This is a genomic window from Flavobacterium sp. FlaQc-49, from assembly GCF_044005985.1.
In the GTDB taxonomy this organism is placed as follows: domain Bacteria; phylum Bacteroidota; class Bacteroidia; order Flavobacteriales; family Flavobacteriaceae; genus Flavobacterium; species Flavobacterium cupriresistens.
On record NZ_JBIPCS010000009.1, the window covers coordinates 76,293 to 98,639 of the forward strand.

Below are 22,347 nucleotides of genomic sequence, written 5' to 3' on the forward strand. Positions count from 1 at the left end.
AAATACTATAATGAATATAAAATCAAAATTACATATAGCACAGCAAGAAGTCTATTACGGGCAATTGATGAATCCGGAAAGTCCATTATATAATATTGGTGGTTATACAATTTTTAAAGGGTCTTTTGATGTCTCTCAATTTAAGCAAGTAATAGAAGGTTTGTCTGATGTTTTTGATGTTTTTAATATCAAATTTGATTTTACAGAAAATGAACCGGCATTTTATATTAGTGATTTTCCAGAGAAAGTTTTTATCGATGAATTGGATTTTTCGTCAGAATTGGAGCCAAGAAAAAAGGCAAGCGAATGGATGCAAAACCAGTTTAACATTGCTTTTGACTTAAAAGAAGAAAAATTATATAAATACACACTGATCAAAATTGGAAAAGATGAATATTGGTGGTTTGTTTGTTTTCATCATTTAATTACAGATGGATTTGGTTTTGCAATAAAAGTTGATTATGTAATTAATCAATATGAAAATTTTATAAAGGGAGAAGAAGGATCTGAGGTACAGTATCCTTCTTATCTTGATGCTACACAAAAAAGTTTTGAGTATATTAATTCAGAACAATGTAGTAAAGACAAGATTTATTGGGAAGAAAAATATAACGCTGTTCCTAAAAAAACAGTAAATAAAAAATACATAAACGAAGTAGGAGGTGGGCGATTTTCACTTACTGTTTCAGACTCAGATAAAGCATTGTTTAATCGTTTGTCAGAGTCAACAAAGGCAAATATCCCACAACTTACGATAGCAGCCTTGTTGTTGTATTTCGGAAAAACAACAGATGAGGAAAGTTTTAGTTTTGGAATCCCTATTCACAACAGAGTAGGAAGACAGGAAAGAAAAACATTAGGAATGTTTGCCGGAATGCTTCCCTATAAAGGAAATTACGCTAAAGATCAAGTCTTGTCAGATCTTCTGTCAGAGATTAGTCAAACGCAACGAAATGATTACAGACATCGTTTGTATCCTATTTCGTTTTTGAACAGATCTTTAAAATTATTGTCAGAAAACCGATTGCAGGTTTTTGATGTGGCAGTAAACTATGAGCCTCTTCCTTTTCCAAAATCATTATCTCCGGATCTTAGTATAGAGATAAAACATTTATCCAGTAGCTTGGTTGAATATCCACTGTCTATTCGATGGTGTGATTACGGGCAAGATCTTCCTATGGAATTAAATGTCGACTATCAAAAAGAATATTTTAATAGTAATGAAATAGAAGTACTCGTTACAAGACTACTTCATATTATAAGACAGTTTGAGTTTGGATTAGATCAATCTGTTGCAGATCTGTCTATTCTTACCAAACAGGAAGAGTATCAGTTATTGAATGTTTTCAATAACACCACGGTTGAATATCCAAAGGATAAAACTATAGTTGATTTATTTGAAGAGCAGGTTAAAAAAACTCCTGATGCCACTGCGGTGGTTTATGAAGGAAAAGAATTAAGTTATAAAGAAGTAAATGAAAAGTCCAATCAATTAGGACATTATTTAAAAGAAAAGGGTGTTGAGGCAGATACCCTTGTGGGGATTTGTCTGGAGCGTAGTTTAGAGATGCTGGTGGGAATCTTAGGAATCTTGAAATCAGGAGCAGCTTATGTTCCAATAGATCCTGATTATCCGGAAGATCGCATTGCTCATATGGTGAGTGATGCAGGTATGGAGCTGATACTAAGTAGTGCAGCGAGTCATAAGGCATTGAGAAACCCTACTGGTGTTAATGTTGTTTTGTTAGACCGGGATTGGGATTTGATCTCTGGGTATGCTAAAGAAAATTTAAGTGTTGAAGTCGCACCAAGTCATTTGGCTTATGTTATTTATACGTCAGGAAGTACTGGCAGACCTAAGGGAGTGATGATTGAACATACTAATGTTGTAAATTTAGTTGCTTCGCAAATTGCCCTATTTAGTATTGATTCAAGCGATGTTGTTTTACAGTTTTCAAACTTTGTATTTGATGCTTCAGTAGAACAAATTTTTATGGCTTTGTGCAGTGGCAGTAAGTTGGTTCTTATCAACAAAGAAACAATTCTAGATACCGAAAATTTACTTGATTTTATTGATAATCAATATGTAACGCATTTTCATACTACTCCAAGTATGTTAAGTACTTTAGCTGTAAGGACAGATTTAAAATCATTGCGAAGAGTAGTGGTTGGAGGAGAGACTTGCAGTAAAGATTTAATGGAGGACTGGAACAAGGGATATGCATTTTATAATGAATATGGACCAACAGAAACAACCGTAACTTCTACGATATCTTTTTACAATAAAGGTAGTTTTGCTTCTAAAGAAATTAGCATAGGACGACCTATAGGTAATACGGGAATTTATATTTTAAATGCTTCGTTAGATTTAGTACCGGTTGGCGTTATTGGAGAATTATGTATTGGAGGTTCAGGAGTGGCTCGTGGTTATTTAAACCAGGAAGGGTTAACTCAGGAGAAGTTTATCAGAAATGCTTTTGTTGAAGGAGACAGAATTTATAGAACAGGAGATTTAGTACGTTGGCTTGCCGATGGAAATATTGAATATATTGGAAGAAAAGACGATCAGGTTAAGATCCGTGGTTATCGTATCGAGCTTGGTGAGATCGAGAACGTTTTATCTTCATTAGAATCGGTTACCCAATGTTGTGTTTTAGCCAAAGAAGATGCAGGAGGTAACAAACGTCTGGTTGCTTATGTAGTGGTAGAAGGCAAGCTAAATAAAACAGCTTTACAGGATCAATTAAAGTTAAGTTTACCCGAATATATGGTTCCGATGATCTGGATTGAACTGGACCAGATGCCCTTAACTTCTAATGGCAAACTGGACAGGAAAGCGTTACCGGATCCGGATAATTCAGATTTATCTAGTCAGGCTTATGTTGCGCCTCGTACAGAGATTGAGGAACAATTAGTAGCTATCTGGCAGAATTTATTAGGCATAGAAAAAGTGGGAGTTTATGATAACTTCTTTGAGTTGGGTGGTCATAGTTTATTGGCTGTTCAATTAATTTCTCGTTTACAGAAGTTAGATTTTCATATTGAGGTAAAAGATATTTTTGCAGGCCCTACGATAGTATCGATGAGTGAGAAGTTATCTTCTTTATCATTGGCCTATCGTGTCCCAACCAATGGTATAACAGTTGATAGTGATGTTATTACTCCGTCAATGGTTCCTTTGGTAGATTTGAGCCAAAGTGATTTAGACAAGATAATAGATACTGTAAGGGGAGGTGTCTCTAATATTGAGGATATCTACCCTTTATCGCCGTTACAGGAGGGAATTCATTTTCATCATTTGATGAGTGATTCTAAAGAGGGAGATCCATATGTTTTACCTAATTTACTTTCTTTTTCAGATCAGAGTAAACGAGATTCTTTTATAGAGGCCTTACAATTTGTAGTGAACCGTCATGATGTTTTACGTACCTGTATTTTGAGTTCGGGTTTACCGGTCGCAGTTCAGGTTGTTTTACGTGAAGCGCCTTTATGGGTTGAGCATTTAGAATTGGATCATTCAAAAGCAGTTTTACCGCAACTGGAACTTCTGATAGCCCCTGGAGGGTATTGGATGGATGTTACAAAAGCACCATTACTGCAGTTGAAATCAGCAGATGATGCTCAGAATGGTTGTTATTATTTGATTGTATACCAACACCACCTCATATCAGATTTTTATGGTATGGAGAAAATCATATCTGAAATTACGACGTATTTATCAGGTAATGGCGATAGTTTAGGAGTTCCTGTTTTGTACCGTGATTTTATAGGTCATACTTTGCATGCAAAATCGGTTAATAACGGAGCATCTTATTTTAAGTCTTTATTGGGAGCGATCGAAGAACCTACCTATCCTTTTGATTTAGTGAATGTTTTAGGAGACGGTAGAAATATTGAAGAATCTCATATAGTGCTCTCCAAAGATTTAAGCACAGAATTGCGTAAATTAAGTGTACTGCACGCCATAAGCCCTGCAGTTCTGTTCCATGCCGCGTACGGATTGGTAGTGGCTAAGTGTAGTAATAAGGACTATGCAATTTTTGGATCCTTGTTTTCCGGAAGACTTCAAGGGGCTGTAGGAGCAGCAGATTCCTTAGGGTTGTTTATCAATACATTGCCGGTAATAGTAACGTTAAAAGGTGGTGTGTCAGCGTATTTGAATGAGGTTAAAGTTCTGTTACAGGATTTACTGTCTTATGAGCAAACGCCTTTATCGCATATTCAGGATTGGAGTGGTATAGGTAATGATAAAGCTTTTTTTAGTGCCTTATTAAATTACCGTCATTCGACATCTTCTTTATCACAAGACAATCAAACCGATAAATTTGATTCCGGCATAACTGTCCTTGGAGGTCACGAGCGTACTAATTATCCATTTACATTGAGTATAAATGATTATGGAGATGATTTTAGTTTAAATGCTCAGGTTGATGGGAGTATAGGTGCTAAGCGTATCCTGATTTATATGGAAAACGCTTTGACGGAACTTTTAGAAGGTTTAAAAAGAGAAGAATTAAATATAAATACCTTAAATATTTTATCAAAAGGTGAAGAGCACCAATTATTGAATATTTTCAATAATACAGCAGTTGAGTATCCAAAAGATAAAACCATAGTAACCTTATTTGAAGAACAGGTTAAAAATACTCCTGATGCCATTGCGGTAGTTTATGAAGGAGCCAAATTAAGTTATAGAGAATTAAATGAAAAGTCCAATCAACTAGGATCTTATTTAAGAGAACAAGGCGTTCAGCCAGACACTCTTGTGGGGATCTGTGTAGAGCGTGGTTTGGAGATGTTGGTTGGAATCTTGGGAATCTTAAAATCAGGAGGTGCTTATGTGCCAATCGATCCGGATTATCCTGAAGATCGTATTGCCTATATGGTGGGTGATGCCGGAATTAATTTAGTATTGAGCAGTGCAGCAAGTCATAAAGTACTAGAGGAATACGCAGACATCAATGTTGTATTGTTAGACACGGATTGGGACAAGATTTCAAACTATTCAACAGAAAACTTAAGTGCTGTTGTAGCACCGGATCATTTGGCTTATGTGATTTATACATCAGGAAGTACAGGTAATCCAAAAGGAGTTTTAATTACCCATAGTAATGTTGTTCGTTTGTTTAAAAACGAATCCTGTTTATTTGATTTCGGAACTCATGATGTCTGGACACTGTTTCATTCGTTTTGTTTTGATTTCTCGGTATGGGAAATGTATGGAGCCTTGCTTCATGGAGGCCGTTTGGTAGTGGTTCCAAAAGCAGTAACCAAAGACGCTATTTCCTTTAAAGAGTTATTGATCACTGAAGGAGTAACGGTTTTAAACCAGACCCCGGGATCTTTTTATGCACTTCAGGAAGCATTCTTATCAGAGAATTTTGATCATGCGATTAGATATGTGATTTTTGGAGGAGAGGCATTAAACCCTGTTTATTTACAAAATTGGAAAGCATTATATCCGTCTTGTAAAATGATAAACATGTATGGTATTACCGAAACTACGGTTCACGTTACCTATAAAGAACTAACAAGTTCAGATATGTTAAGTTCGGTTAGTGCTATTGGTTCAGCGATTCCTACTTTAGGATGTTATATTTTAGATGCCAATCTAAATTTAGTACCGGTAGGCGTTATTGGAGAGTTATGTGTAGGAGGAGCAGGAGTTGCAAGAGGATATTTAAACAGAGAAGAATTAACGCAAGAGAAGTTTATCGCAAACCCTTTTGTAGCAGGAGACCGCTTGTATAGATCAGGTGACTTAGGACGTTGGCTAGCTGACGGTAGTATAGAATATATTGGAAGAAAGGATAATCAGGTTAAGATCCGTGGTTATCGTATAGAATTGGGAGAGATCGAAAATGCTTTGTCCTTATTGGAATCGGTTACTCAATGTTGTGTATTGGCCAAAGAAGATGTATCAGGTAATAAGCGTTTAGTTGGTTATGTAGTGTTGGAAGGTTCATTGAACAAAGAGTTACTACAAGAACAATTAAAAGTAAGTTTACCGGAATATATGGTTCCGATGATTTGGATTGAACTGGATCAGATGCCTTTAACGTCTAATGGTAAATTGGACAAGAAAGCGTTACCGAATCCGGATAGTTCAGATTTGTCTACGCAAGAGTATGTTGCGCCACGCACAGACACAGAGAGACAATTGGCAGCCATCTGGCAGAATTTGCTGGCTATTGAAAAAGTAGGGATTTATGATAATTTCTTCGAATTGGGCGGTCATAGTTTACTGGCTACCCGATTGGTATCAATGATACGTAAAGAATTGTCTACAGAAGTATCTATAAGAGAGGTATTTGAGAGTACCACTATAGCCGCTTTAGGGGCTTGTGTTTCAGCTCAATCAAAGGGAGCAGCACTAACGCTTACAACTGTTGTTGTAGAGGATCGACCAAAACGAATTCCGTTGTCTTTTAGTCAGGAACGTTTATGGTTTTTAGATCAATTGCAAGGTAGTACAGAATATCATATTTCTATTGCATTGCGTTTGGAAGGAGAATTAGATGTATTGATTTTAGAACAAACCCTGCACACTATTGTATCTCGTCATGAGGTTCTTCGTACCATGTTGTTGTCAGAGGACGGTCTAGGTTATCAGGAAATTATAAGTCCTGAGGATTGGAGACTGGATCAATTTGAAATAACAAATAAAAGTGTATTAGACAGTAATCTGCAGGATTATTTAAAGATTCCTTTTGATTTGTCAAAAGACTATAAGTTAAGAAGTGGTCTGTTTGATTTAGGGAATCAGAACCATGTATTGACTTGTGTATTTCATCACATTGCCAGCGATGGTTGGTCAAGTGGTATTTTGGTCAATGAATTTACGGAGATCTACAATGCCTTACAATCAGGAAGAACTGCTGTTTTACCGGAACTTACTTTGCAATATTCGGATTATGCAATCTGGCAAAGAAAGTATCTCGAAGGAGCTATTTTAAAGTCCCAGTTAACGTATTGGCAGGAGAAGCTTCAAGGAGTAGCTACCTTATCCTTACCAACAGATTACGCTCGTCCTTCTGTGCAAAGTACAGCAGGATCAAATGTTTCACTAGTTTTGGATAAAGAGCTTAGTGCTTCGTTAAGAGCGTTATGCCAAAAAGAAGGTGTTACCTTGTTTATGTTGCTGTTATCTGCTTTTAAAGTATTGTTATCTCGTTATAGTGGTCAGGACGATATTTGTGTGGGAACACCAATTGCAAACCGTACTCAATCGGAGTTAGAGGGTATGATTGGCTTTTTTGTCAATACTTTGGCACTTCGCAGTGATTTGGGAGGCAATCCAAGTTTTAGTGAGCTTTTATCCAGAATAAAGAAGACTACACTGGATGGTTATGACCATCAGTTGGTTCCATTTGAGAGGGTTGTAGACCAAGTGGTTACTGCCCGGGATATGAGTATGACTCCTCTGTTTCAGGTAATGTTCGTCTTACAGAATACACCGGAAGAGTCAGGTGAATTGGCCTTAGAGAATATAACACTGACAAGTTATGAGTTTGACGCTGTTACTTCTCAATTTGATTTAACGCTGAATGTAGTTGAAGATAATAATAGTATTGCACTTGATATTAATTATTGCACTGCTTTGTTTGATAAAGTTACAATTGATTATATGTTGTTGCATTATCAAGAGTTATTGGCAGGTATTGTGAATGATATCAACCAGTCAATAGGTAATCTTTCAATGCTTACTGCGAAGGAAGAACATCAATTATTGGATGTTTTCAATAATGCGGCAGTTGAGTATCCAAAAGATAAGACATTAGTTACCTTGTTTGAAGAACAGGTTAAAAATACTCCTGATGCTATTGCGGTGGTTTATGAAGGAGCCAAATTAAGTTATAAAGAATTAAATGAAAGGTCGAACCAACTAGGATCTTATTTAAGAGAACAAGGCGTTGAGCCGGATACTCTTGTGGGGATCTGTGTAGAGCGTGGTTTGGAGATGCTGGTTGGAATCTTGGGAATCTTGAAATCAGGAGGTGCTTATGTGCCAATCGATCCGGATTATCCAGAGGATCGTATTGCTTATATGGTAGGTGATGCCGGAATTAATTTAGTACTGAGTAGTGCAGCAAGCCATAAAGTACTGGAGGAATACGCAGCTATTAATGTTGTATTGTTAGATACAGATTGGGAGAAGATTTCGGGTTATTCTAAGGAAAATCAGGACATTGTAGTATCGCCGGATGATTTGGCTTATGTGATTTATACTTCAGGAAGTACAGGTAATCCAAAAGGAGTTTTAATTACCCATAGTAATGTAGTTCGTTTGTTTAAAAACGAGTCCTGTTTATTTGATTTCGGAACTCATGATGTCTGGACGCTGTTTCATTCGTTTTGTTTTGATTTCTCGGTATGGGAAATGTATGGAGCTTTGCTTCATGGAGGCCGTTTGGTAGTGGTTCCAAAAGCAGTAACCAAAGACGCTATTTCGTTTAAAGAATTATTGATCACTGAAGGGGTAACGGTTTTAAACCAGACTCCTGGATCTTTTTATGCACTTCAGGAAGCATTCTTATCAGAGAATTTTGATCATGCGATCAGATATGTGATTTTTGGAGGAGAGGCATTAAACCCTGTTTATTTACAAAATTGGAAAGCATTATATCCGTCTTGTAAAATGATAAACATGTATGGTATTACCGAGACTACGGTTCACGTTACCTATAAAGAGCTAACAAGTTCAGATATGTTAAGTTCGGTTAGTGCCATTGGTTCAGCGATCCCTACTTTAGGATGTTATATTTTAGATGTCAATCTAAATTTAGTACCGGTAGGTGTTATTGGAGAATTGTGTGTAGGAGGTTCAGGAGTGGCTCGTGGTTATTTAAATCAGGATGAGTTAACGCAAGAGAAGTTTATAACAAATCCTTTTGTAGCAGGAGACCGCTTGTATAGATCAGGAGATTTAGGACGTTGGCTAGCTGACGGCAGTATAGAATATATTGGAAGAAAGGATAATCAGGTTAAGATTCGTGGTTATCGTATCGAATTGGGAGAGATCGAGAATGCTTTGTCATTATTGGAATCGGTTACTCAATGTTGTGTGTTGGCCAAAGAAGATGCAGGAGGTAACAAACGCCTGGTTGCTTATGTAGTTTCAGAGAACAAACTAGATAAAACAGCTCTACAGGATCAATTAAAGTTAAGTTTACCGGAATATATGGTTCCGATGATTTGGGTTGGACTGGATAAAATGCCTTTAACGTCTAATGGCAAACTGGACAGAAAAGCGTTGCCGAATCCGGATAGTTCAGATTTGTTTACGCAAGAGTATGTTGCGCCACGCACAGACATAGAAAGGCAATTGGCAGCCATCTGGCAAAATTTGTTGGCTATTGAAAAAGTAGGGATTTATGATAATTTCTTCGAATTGGGCGGTCATAGTTTACTGGCTACCCGATTGGTGTCAATGATACGTAAAGAATTATCTATTGAGTTGTCAATCAGAGAAGTATTTCAATATACAACCATATCAGCTTTAGGAACTCATATGTCGGCTCAATCAAAGGGAGTATTACTTCCGGTTATTGTTGTTGAAGATCGTCCGGAGCGAATCCCATTGTCTTTCAGCCAGGAACGTTTGTGGTTTTTAGATCAATTGCAAGGTAGTACAGAATATCATATTCCTATTGCGTTACGTTTGGAAGGGGAATTAAATGTGTCGATACTGGAACAAACATTACAAGTTATAGTTTCACGCCATGAGGTACTTCGTACCATTTTGTTGTCAGAGGACGGTCTAGGTTATCAGGAAGTTATTAGTCCTGAGAATTGGAGACTGGATCAATTTGAAACAACAAATAAAGGTGTATTAGACAACAATCTGCAGGAGTATTTAAAGATTCCTTTTGATTTGTCAAAAGATTATAAACTAAGAAGTGGTCTGTTTGATTTAGGGAATCAGAACTATGTATTGACTTGTGTATTTCATCACATTGCCAGCGATGGTTGGTCAGGAGGTATTTTGGTCAATGAATTTATGGAGATCTACAATGCCTTGCAATCAGGAAGAGCTGCGGTTCTTCCGGAGCTGATTTTACAATATTCGGATTATGCAATCTGGCAAAGAAAGTATCTTAATGAAGCTGCTTTAGAATCTGAATTATCGTATTGGGAAGCAAACTTACAGGGAGTGGCTACCTTATCCTTACCAACAGATTATGCTCGTCCTTCCGTGCAAAGTACAGCAGGATCGAATGTTTCGCTAGTCTTGGATAAAGAGCTTGGTGATTCGTTAAAATCGTTATGCCAAAAAGAAGGTGTTACCTTGTTTATGTTGCTGTTATCTGCTTTTAAAGTATTGTTATCTCGTTATAGTGGTCAGGATGATATTTGTGTGGGAACACCAATTGCAAACCGCACACAATCGGAGCTAGAGGGTGTGATTGGTTTTTTTGTCAATACTTTGGCGCTTCGTAGTGATTTGGGAGATAATCCAAGTTTTAGGGAGTTGTTATCCAGAGTAAAGGAAACTACTTTAGGAAGTTATGACCATCAGTTGGTTCCATTTGAGAAGGTTGTAGGCCGTGTAGTTACGACCCGCGACAGGAATACGACTCCTCTGTTTCAGGTGATGTTTGTGTTGCAAAATACACCGGAAGGCTCGGGTGAATTAGCTTTAGAAAATGTTGCGCTTTCAAATTATGAGTTTAACACTGTTACCTCTCAATTTGATTTAACATTGAATGTAGCCGAAGAAAGTAATGGTATTGCATTAGATTTAGTGTATTGTACAGACTTGTTTGATAAGGCTACGATTGATCGTATGCTGATGCATTACCAAGAGCTTTTGGTTGCGGTCATCAGTGACAGTACTCAGCCAATAAACAGTCTGTCGATATTAACGTTACAAGAAGAGCAGCAATTATTAGATAAATTCAATAATACAACGGCTGAATATCCAAAGGATAAAACGCTTGTTGATTTGTTTGAAGAACAGGTTAAAAAAACTCCTGATGCTATTGCGGTAGTTTTTGAGGGAGAAGAATTAAGTTATAAAGAATTAAATGAAAAGTCCAATCAATTAGGGTTTTATTTAAGAGAACAAGGTGTTGAGCCTGATGCCCTTGTGGGGATTTGTCTGGAACGCAGTTTGGAGATGTTGGTTGGTATCTTGGGAATCTTGAAATCAGGAGCAGCTTATGTGCCAATAGATCCTGATTACCCATCAGATCGTATTGTTTATATGTTGAATGATACCGGAATAAAACTGATGGTAAGCAGCGAAAAATGTCATAAGGTTTTGAAAGATCCTGTTGGTATTAATGTTTTGCTGTTAGATAGGGATTGGGATTTGATCTCTGGGTATGCTAAAGAAAATTTAAGTGTTGAAGTAGCACCAAGTCATTTGGCTTATGTTATTTATACGTCAGGAAGTACTGGCAGACCTAAGGGAGTGATGATTGAACATACTAATGTTGTAAATCTAATTTTTTCTCAGATTAACACATTTAGTATTGATTCAAGCGATGTTGTTTTACAGTTTTCAAACTTTGTATTTGATGCTTCAGTAGAACAAATTTTTATGGCTTTGTGCAGTGGCAGTAAATTGGTTCTTATAAACAAAGAAACAATTCTCGATACCGAAAATTTACTCGATTTTATTGATAATCAAAATATAACACATTTTCATACTACTCCAAGTATGTTAAGTGCTTTAGTTGTAAGGACAGATTTAAAATCATTGCGAAGAGTAGTGGTTGGAGGAGAGACCTGCAGTAAAGATTTAATGGAGGACTGGAACAAGGGATATGCATTTTATAATGAATACGGACCAACAGAAACAACCGTAACTTCTACTATATCTTTTTACAATAAAGGTAGTTTTGCTTCTAAAGAAATTAGCATAGGGCGACCTATAGGTAATACAGGAATTTATATTTTAAATACTTCGTTAGATTTAGTACCGATAGGCGTTATTGGAGAATTATGTATTGGAGGTTCAGGAGTGGCTCGTGGTTATTTAAACCAAGTAGAATTAACTCAGGAGAAGTTTATCACAAATCCTTTTGTAAAAGGAGACAGAATTTATAGAACAGGAGATTTAGTACGTTGGTTAGCTGACGGAAACATAGAATATATCGGAAGAAAAGACGATCAGGTTAAGATTCGTGGTTATCGAATCGAGCTTGGTGAGATTGAGAACGTTTTATCTTCATTAGAAGCTGTGATTCAGTGTTGTGTTTTAGTTAAAGAAGATGCATCAGGTAACAAACGTTTGGTTGCTTATGTAGTTTCAGAGAGCAAACTAGATAAAACAGCTTTACAAGAACAATTAAAATTAAGTTTACCCGAATATATGGTTCCGATGATTTGGGTTGAACTGGATCAGATGCCTTTAACGTCTAATGGTAAATTGGACAAGAAAGCGTTACCGAATCCGGATAACTCAGCTCTTTCTACACAGGAGTATGTTGCGCCTCGCACAGAGACGGAACAACAATTGGCAGTCATTTGGCAAAACTTATTGGGAATAGAAAAAGTCGGAGTTTATGATAATTTCTTCGAATTGGGTGGTCATAGTTTACTGGCTGTTCAATTAATTTCTCGTCTACAGAAGTTAGATTTTCATATTAGAGTAAAAGATATTTTTGCAGGACCAACGATAGCTTTAATGAGTGAGAAGTTATCTTCTTTATCATTAGTGTATCGTGTTCCGTCCAATGGTATAACAGTTGATAGCGATGTTATTACCCCAGCAATGGTTCCTTTGGCTGATTTGAGTCAAAGCGATCTGGATTTTATAATAGACACAGTAACGGGAAGCATTACCAATATAGCGGATATCTATCCTTTATCACCTTTGCAAGAAGGAATTCATTTTCATCATCTGATGAGTGATCCTAAAGAGGGAGATCCTTATGTGCTTCCAAGTTTGCTTTCTTTTACAGATCAGAGTAAACGAGATTCTTTCATAGAGGCCTTACAATTTGTGGTGAATCGTCATGATGTTTTGCGTACCAGTATTTTGAGTTCAGGTTTGCCAAGAGCCGTTCAGGTTGTTTTACGTGAAGCGCCTTTATGGGTTGAGCATTTAGAATTGGATTATTCAAAAGCAGTTTTACCACAATTGGAACTTCTGATAGCCCCTGGAGGATATTGGATGGATGTTACAAAAGCACCATTACTGCAGTTGAAATCAGCAGATGATACTCAGAATGGTTGTTATTATTTGATTGTATACCAACACCACTTAATAATTGACCACGTGGGTATGGAGAAAATCATATCCGAGATTACGATGTATTTATCAGGAAATAAAGCCAGTTTAGGAGTTCCTGTTTTGTACCGTGATTTTATAGGTCATACTTTGCATGCCCAATCAGTAAATGATGGAGCATCTTACTTTAAGTCTTTATTTGGAGCGATCGAAGAGCCTACTTATCCTTTTGACTTATCTAATGTTTTAGGAGGTGGCAGGAATATTGAGGATTCAGAAGTTAAACTTTCAGAATCTTTCAGTATCGAATTGCGTGCAACATGCGTTAGATTCGGTATGACTCCGGCGGTATTGTTCCATGCTGCTTACGGACTGGTAGTGGCCAGATGTAGTAATAAAGACTATGCTGTTTTTGGGTCGTTGTTTTCCGGAAGGCTTCAAGGAGCTTTAGGAGCAGCAGATTCTTTAGGTTTGTTTATCAATACCTTACCGGTGTTGTTGGAATTAAAAGGCAGCACATCTGAGTATGTGAATCAGGTGAAAGGGCTGTTACAGGATTTATTGTCCTATGAGCAAACGCCTTTATCACATATCCAGGATTGGAGTGGTATAGGAAATGATAAAGCCTTTTTCAGTGCTTTATTGAATTACCGTCACTCGGCACATGTTTTAACAGAGCAGGATGAGACAGGTGAATTTGATTCAGGTATAACCGTTGTTGGTGGTCAGGAACGTACCAACTATCCATTTACATTAAGTGTAGACGATCATGGAGATGATTTTAGCTTAACAGCTCAGATTGACCAGAGTATAGGCGCTAAGCGTATTCTGATTTATATGGAAAATGCTTTGGCGGAACTTTTAGAAGGTCTGAAAAGAGAAGAATTACATATAAATGCTTTAAGTGTTTTATCAAAAGAAGAGTCTGATCAGTTATTAGATGTTTTTAATAACACAGCGGTTGAATATCCAAAAGATAAAACGATCCTTGCTTTATTTGAAGAGCAGGTTAAAAATACTCCTGATGCCATTGCGGTTGTTTATGAAGGAGAAGAATTAACTTATAAAGAATTAAATGAAAAGTCCAATCAACTAGGACATTATCTAAGAGAACAGGGCGTTGAGGCAGATACTTTTATAGGGATCTGTGTAGAGCGTAGTTTGGAAATGATGGTCGGTATTTTAGGAATCTTGAAATCAGGAAGCGTTTATGTACCCATAGATCCTGATTACCCATCAGATCGTATCGCTTATATGATTGATGATGCAGGTATGAAACTGGTATTAAGTAGTGCAACGAGTCATAAAGTATTAGAGGAGTATACCGCAATTAATGTTGTACTCTTAGACACGGATTGGGATACGATTTCAGGATATTCAACAGAAAATCCGGGTATTGAAGTAACACCGGATGCTTTGGCGTATGTGATTTATACTTCGGGAAGTACCGGCAGACCCAAGGGAGTGATGGTTACTCACGGAAACATTGTAAGTTTATCTAAGAGTTGTGATTATATCTCTTTAAATTCAGAAACAGTATGGTTGTCAACAGGTTCAATCTCTTTTGATGCGACTACAATAGAATTTTGGGGAACTTTATTAAATGGAGGACAATTAATAGTAGCCTCTATTAATACGCTTTTAAATTCAGTTAGTTTAAAAGAACTGCTTATTGAACGAAAAGTCAATACTTTATGGATGACCGCTTCGTGGTTTCATCAGGTAGTAGAATCTGATTTATCTCTTTTTGAACCCCTTGATTATTTAATAGTAGGAGGAGATGTAGTTTTATTTAATTATACAAATAAGTTAAAAGAACTTTATCCGAATCTTAAAGTGGTTAACGGTTATGGTCCGACAGAAAATACTACTTTTTCAACGACTTATACCATTGATAATATAACGAACAAGAATCTTCCGATTGGAAAACCAATTAATAATAGCGTTGCTTATATTTTAGATGCCAATCTAAATTTGGTACCGGTAGGCGTTATTGGAGAATTGTGTGTAGGAGGTTCAGGAGTGGCTCGAGGTTATTTAAACCAGGATGAGTTAACTCAGGAAAAGTTTATCACAAATCCTTTTGTAGCAGGAGACAGAATTTATAGAACAGGAGATTTAGTACGTTGGTTAGCTGACGGAAACATAGAATATATCGGAAGAAAAGACGATCAGGTTAAGATCCGTGGTTATCGTATTGAACTAGGTGAGATCGAGAACGTTTTATCTTCATTAGAAGTTGTGATTCAGTGTTGTGTTTTAGCCAAAGAAGATGCATCAGGTAACAAACGTCTGGTTGCTTATGTAGTTTCAGAGAGCAAACTAGATAAAACAGCTTTACAGGATCAATTAAAATTAAGTTTACCCGAATATATGGTTCCGATGATTTGGGTTGGACTGGATAAAATGCCTTTGACTTCAAACGGAAAACTAGACAGAAAAGCGTTACCGAATCCGGATAATTCAGATTTATCTAGTCAGACTTATGTTGCGCCTCGCACAGAGACGGAACAACAATTGGCAGCTATTTGGCAAAACTTATTGGGAATAGAAAAAGTCGGAGTTTATGATAATTTCTTCGAATTGGGTGGCCATAGTTTACTGGCTGTTCAGTTGATTTCTCGTCTACAGAAGTTAGATTTTCATATTAGAGTAAAAGATATTTTTGCAGGACCAACGATAGCTTTAATGAGTGAGAAGTTATCTTCTTTATCATTAGTGTATCGTGTTCCGTCCAATGGTATAACAGTTGATAGCGATGTTATTACCCCAGCAATGGTTCCTTTGGCTGATTTGAGTCAAAGTGATCTGGACAGCATACTGGCAACTGTAAGGGGAGGCATTACCAATATAGCGGATATCTATCCTTTATCGCCGTTACAGGAAGGAATTCATTTTCATCATTTGATGAGTGATCCTAAAGAGGGCGATCCTTATGTGCTTCCAAGTTTACTTTCTTTTACAGATCAAAGTAAACGAGATTCTTTTATTGAGGCCTTACAATTTGTGGTGAACCGTCATGATGTTTTGCGTACCAGTATTTTGAGTTCAGGTTTACCAAGAGCCGTTCAGGTTGTTTTGCGTGAAGCGCCTTTATGGGTTGAGCATTTAGAATTGGATCATTCAGAAGCAGTTTTACCACAACTGGAACTTCTGATAGCCCCTGGAGGATATTGGATGGATGTCACAAAAGCACCATTATTGCAGTTAAAATCAGCAGATGACACTCAGAATAGTTGTTATTATTTGATTGTATACCAACATCACTTGATAATTGACCACGTGGGTATGGAGAAAATCATAGTTGAGATTACGATGTATTTATCAGGAAATAAAGCCAGTTTAGGAGTTCCTGTTTTGTACCGTGATTTTATAGGTCATACTTTACATGCCCAATCGGTAAATGATGGAGCATCTTACTTTAAGTCTTTATTTGGAGCGATCGAAGAGCCTACTTATCCTTTTGACCTATCTAATGTTTTAGGAGGTGGCAGGAATATTGAGGATTCAGAAGTTAAACTTTCAGAATCTTTCAGTATCGAATTGCGTGCAACATGCGTTAGATTCGGTATGACTCCGGCGGTATTGTTCCATGCTGCTTACGGACTGGTAGTGGCCAGATGTAGTAATAAAGACTATGCTGTTTTTGGGTCGTTGTTTTCCGGAAGGCTTCAAGGAGCTTTAGGAGCAGCAGATTCCCTAGGGTTGTTTATCAATACCTTACCGGTGTTGTTGGAATTAAAAGGCAGTACATCTGAGTATGTGAATCAGGTGAAAGGGCTGTTACAGGATTTATTGTCCTATGAGCAAACGCCTTTATCACATATCCAGGATTGGAGTGGGATTGGTAATGATAAAGCCTTTTTCAGTGCTTTATTGAATTACCGTCACTCGGCACATGTTTTAACAGAGCAAGATGAGACAGGTGAATTTGATTCAGGTATAACCGTTGTTGGTGGTCAGGAACGTACCAACTATCCATTTACATTAAGTGTAGACGATCATGGAGATGATTTTAGTTTAACAGCTCAGATTGACCAGAGTATAGGCGCTAAGCGTATTCTGATTTATATGGAAAATGCTTTGACGGAACTTTTAGAAGGTCTGAAAAGAGAAGAATTAAATATAAATGCTTTAAGTGTTTTATCAAAAGAAGAGTCTGATCAGTTATTAGATGTTTTTAATAACACAGCGGTTGAATATGCAAAAGATAAAACGATCCTTGCTTTATTTGAAGAGCAGGTTAAAAATACTCCTGATGCCATTGCGGTGGTTTATGAGGGAGAAGAATTAAGTTATAAAGAATTAAATGAGAAGTCCAATCAATTAGGACATTATCTAAGAGAACAGGGCGCTCAGTCTGATACTTTTATAGGGATCTGTGTAGAGCGTAGTTTGGAAATGATGGTCGGTATTTTAGGAATCTTGAAATCAGGAAGCGTTTATGTACCCATAGATCCTGATTACCCATCAGATCGTATTGCTTATATGGTAGATGATGCAGGTATGAAACTGGTATTAAGTAGTGCAGCTAGTCATAAAGTATTAGAGGAGTATACCGCTATTAATGTTGTACTCTTAGACACGGATTGGGATTCGATTTCGGGATATTCAACAGAAAATCCAGGTATTGGAGTAACACCGGATGATTTGGCCTATGTTATTTATACTTCGGGAAGTACCGGCAGACCCAAGGGAGTGATGGTTACTCACGGAAACATTGTAAGTTTATCTAAGAGTTGTGATTATATCTCTTTAAATTCAGAAACAGTATGGTTGTCAACAGGTTCAATCTCTTTTGATGCGACTACAATAGAATTTTGGGGAACTTTATTAAATGGAGGACAATTAATAGTAGCCTCTATCAATACGCTTTTAAATTCAGTTAGTTTAAAAGAACTGCTTATTGAACGAAAAGTCAATACTTTATGGATGACCGCTTCGTGGTTTCATCAGGTAGTAGAATTTGATTTATCTCTTTTTGAACCTCTTGATTATTTAATAGTAGGAGGAGATGTAGTTTTATTTAATTATACAAATAAGTTAAAAGAACTTTATCCGAATCTTAAAGTAGTTAACGGTTATGGTCCGACAGAAAATACTACTTTTTCAACGACTTATACCATTGATAATATAACGAACAAGAATCTTCCGATAGGAAAACCGATTAATAATAGCGTTGCTTATATTTTAGATGCCAATCTAAATTTAGTACCTATAGGAGTTATTGGAGAATTATGTGTAGGAGGTTCAGGAGTGGCTCGTGGTTATTTAAACCAGGATGAGTTAACTCAGGAAAAGTTTATCACAAATCCTTTTGTAAAAGGAGACAGAATTTATAGAACAGGAGATTTAGTACGTTGGTTAGCTGACGGAAACATAGAATATATCGGAAGAAAAGACGATCAGGTTAAGATTCGTGGTTATCGTATTGAATTGGGAGAGATCGAAAACGTTTTATCTTCATTAGAATCGGTTACCCAATGCTGTGTATTAGCCAAAGAAGATACATCAGGTAATAAACGTTTGGTTGCTTATGTAGTTTCAGAGAACAAACTAGATAAAACAGCTTTACAGGATCAATTAAAATTAAGTTTACCGGAATATATGGTTCCGATGATTTGGGTTGAACTGGATAAAATGCCTTTAACGTCTAATGGTAAATTGGACAGAAAAGCGTTACCGAATCCGGATAATTCAGCTCTTTCTACAGAGGAGTATGTTGCGCCTCGTACAGAGACGGAAGAACAATTGGCTGCCATTTGGCAAAACTTATTGGGAATAGAAAAAGTGGGAGTTTATGATAATTTCTTCGAATTGGGAGGTCATAGTTTATTGGCTACGCGCTTGGCATCAATGATTCGTAAAGAACTGTCAATTGAAATAGCAATCAGGGAAGTATTTGAATACACTACTATAGCAGCTTTAGGAGCTCATATATCGGTTCAATCAGAAGGAGTAGTATTACCGGCTATTGTTATGGAAGAGCGTCCAAAACGAATTCCGCTGTCTTTCAGTCAGGAACGTTTGTGGTTTTTAGATCAGTTACAGGGTAGTACAGAATATCATATTCCTGTGGTGTTGCGTTTGGAAGGGGAATTAGAAGTATCAATATTAGAACAAACATTACAAACTATAGTTTTACGTCATGAAGTGCTTCGCACGGTTCTGTTATCAGAAGAGGGTGTAGGATATCAAGAAGTTATAAGTCCGAGGAATTGGATGTTGGATCAGGTTAAAATAAGAGACAGATCCTTATTAGAAAGTACTGTTAAAACCTATTTGATGAGTTCTTTTGATTTGTCAAAAGACTATAAATTAAGAGGTTGTTTGTATGATTTAGGAAATCGCGAGTATGTATTGGCTTGTGTGTTTCATCACATTGCCAGCGATGGTTGGTCAGAAGGTATTTTGGTGCGTGAGTTCATGGAGCTTTACAGTGCCTTGAAGTCAGGGAGAGCAACGGTTTTACCGGAACTTACTTTACAATATTCCGATTATGCAATTTGGCAAAGAAAGTATCTCGAAGGAGCTGTTTTAGAATCCCAATTAACGTATTGGCAAGAGAAGCTTCAGGGAGTAGCTACCTTATCCTTAGCAACAGATTATGCACGTCCTTCTGTGCAGAGTACAGCGGGATCAAATGTTTCTTTCACTTTAAATAAAGAAACTAGTGAATCGTTAAGAGCGTTATGCCAAAAAGAAGGTGTTACCTTGTTTATGTTGCTGTTATCTGCTTTTAAAGTATTGTTATCTCGTTATAGCGGTCAGGACGATATTTGTGTGGGAACACCAATAGCAAACCGTACGCAATCGGAGTTAGAAGGTATGATTGGCTTTTTTGTGAATACCTTGGCACTTCGTAGTGATCTTGGAGATAATCCAAGTTTCAGTGAACTTCTAGCAAGAGTAAAAGAAACTACATTAGATGGTTATGATCATCAATTGGCTTCATTTGAGAAGGTCGTGGATCGAGTGGCTAGTATCAGGGATATGAGTATAACACCTCTGTTTCAGGTGATGTTCGTCTTACAGAATACACCGGAAGACTCAGGTGAATTGACCTTAGAGAATATAACACTGACAAGTTATGAGTTTGATGCTGTTACCTCTCAATTTGATTTAACATTGAATGTAGCCGAAGAAAGTAATGGTATCGCATTGAATATGAATTATTGTACCGCTTTGTTTGATAAGACTACAATTGATCGTATGGTAATACATTACCAAGAGCTGTTGGTTGCTATCACCAGCGATAGTACTCAGCTAATAAGCAGTTTGTCGATGTTGACTTTAGAGGAAGAACACCAGTTATTGGATATTTTTAATACCACAGCTGTTGAATATCCAAAGGATAAAACCATAGTTGATTTATTTGAAGAGCAGGTTAAAAATACTCCTGATGCTATTGCGGTAGTTTATGAGGGAGCCAAATTAAGTTATAAAGAATTAAATGAAAGGTCGAACCAACTAGGATCTTATTTAAGAGAACAAGGCGTTCAGCCTGATACGCTTGTGGGGATCTGCGTAGAACGTGGTTTGGAGATGCTGATTGGAATCTTAGGAATCTTAAAATCAGGAGGTGCTTATGTGCCAATCGATCCGGATTATCCAGAGGATCGTATTGCTTATATGGTAGGTGATGCCGGAATTAATTTAGTACTGAGTAGTGCAGCAAGTCATAAAGTACTGGAGGAATACGCAGCTATTAATGTTGTATTGTTAGATACAGATTGGGAGAAGATTTCAAACTATTCAACAGAAAACTTAAGTGTTGTAGTGGCACCGGATCATCTGGCTTATGTGATTTATACATCAGGAAGTACAGGTAATCCAAAAGGAGTTTTAATTACCCATAGTAATGTAGTTCGTTTGTTTAAAAACGAATCCTGTTTATTTGATTTCGGAACTGATGATGTCTGGACGCTGTTTCATTCGTTTTGTTTTGATTTCTCGGTATGGGAAATGTATGGAGCCTTACTTCATGGAGGCCGTTTGGTAGTGGTTCCAAAAGCAGTAACCAAAGACGCTATTTCGTTTAAAGAATTATTGATCAGTGAAGGAGTAACGGTTTTAAACCAGACTCCGGGATCTTTTTATGCGCTTCAGGAAGCATTCTTATCTGAGAATTTTGATCATGCGATTAGATATGTGATTTTTGGAGGAGAGGCATTAAACCCTGTTTATTTACAAAATTGGAAAGCATTATATCCGTCTTGTAAAATGATTAACATGTATGGTATTACCGAGACTACGGTTCACGTTACCTATAAAGAACTTACAAGTTCAGATATGTTAAGTTCGGTTAGTGCCATTGGTTCAGCGATCCCTACTTTAGGATGTTATATTTTAGATGCCAATCTAAATTTAGTACCGGTAGGCGTTATTGGAGAGTTATGTGTAGGAGGAGCAGGAGTTGCAAGAGGATATTTAAACAGAGAAGAATTAACGCAAGAGAAGTTTATCACGAATCCTTTTGTAGCAGGAGACCGCTTGTATAGATCAGGAGACTTAGGACGTTGGCTAGCTGACGGTAGTATAGAATATATTGGAAGAAAGGATAATCAGGTAAAGATCCGTGGGTATCGTATCGAATTGGGAGAGATCGAAAATGCTTTGTCATTGTTAGAATCGGTTACCCAATGTTGTGTATTGGCTAAGGAAGATGTATCAGGCAATAAACGTTTGGTTGGTTATGTAGTGTTGGAAGGTTCATTGAACAAAGAGGTACTACAAGAACAATTAAAATTAAGTTTACCCGAATATATGGTTCCGATGATTTGGGTTGAACTGGATCAGATGCCTTTAACTTCAAATGGTAAACTGGACAAGAAAGCCTTACCGGATCCTGATAATTCACAGCTATCGAGTAAGGAATATGTTGAGCCGCGTACCGATACAGAAAGACAGTTGGTGGAAATCTGGCAGAATTTGTTGGGTATCGAAAAAGTAGGGATTTATGACAACTTCTTCGAATTAGGTGGTCATAGTTTATTGGTGACTCGCTTGATATCTATTATACGTGATGAATTAGCGATAGAAGTCTCTATTCGAAACGTTTTTAAATTCAAAACTGCGGAAGAGTTGGCATCTTATATCGATTATAAGATACGTATTGCTGAAAATGATACAATTAATTATAGTGTAAATATTAATATATAGTTTAG

1 protein-coding gene is annotated in these 22,347 nt (G+C 37.1%); it reads left to right on the top strand.

Annotated elements, in window-relative coordinates:
- Window positions 1-10 precede the first annotated feature (10 nt).
- Window positions 11-22,342, top strand: coding sequence for a non-ribosomal peptide synthase/polyketide synthase (locus ACHRV3_RS17730; RefSeq protein ID WP_395436031.1), 22,332 nt, complete (start codon window positions 11-13; stop codon window positions 22,340-22,342).
- Window positions 22,343-22,347: the final 5 nt, after the last annotated feature.

What these genes read in the sequence shown, in the direction of transcription:
- ACHRV3_RS17730 (WP_395436031.1), top strand. Translation starts at nt 11, where the DNA reads ATGAATATAAAATCAAAATTACATATAGCACAGCAAGAAGTCTATTAC.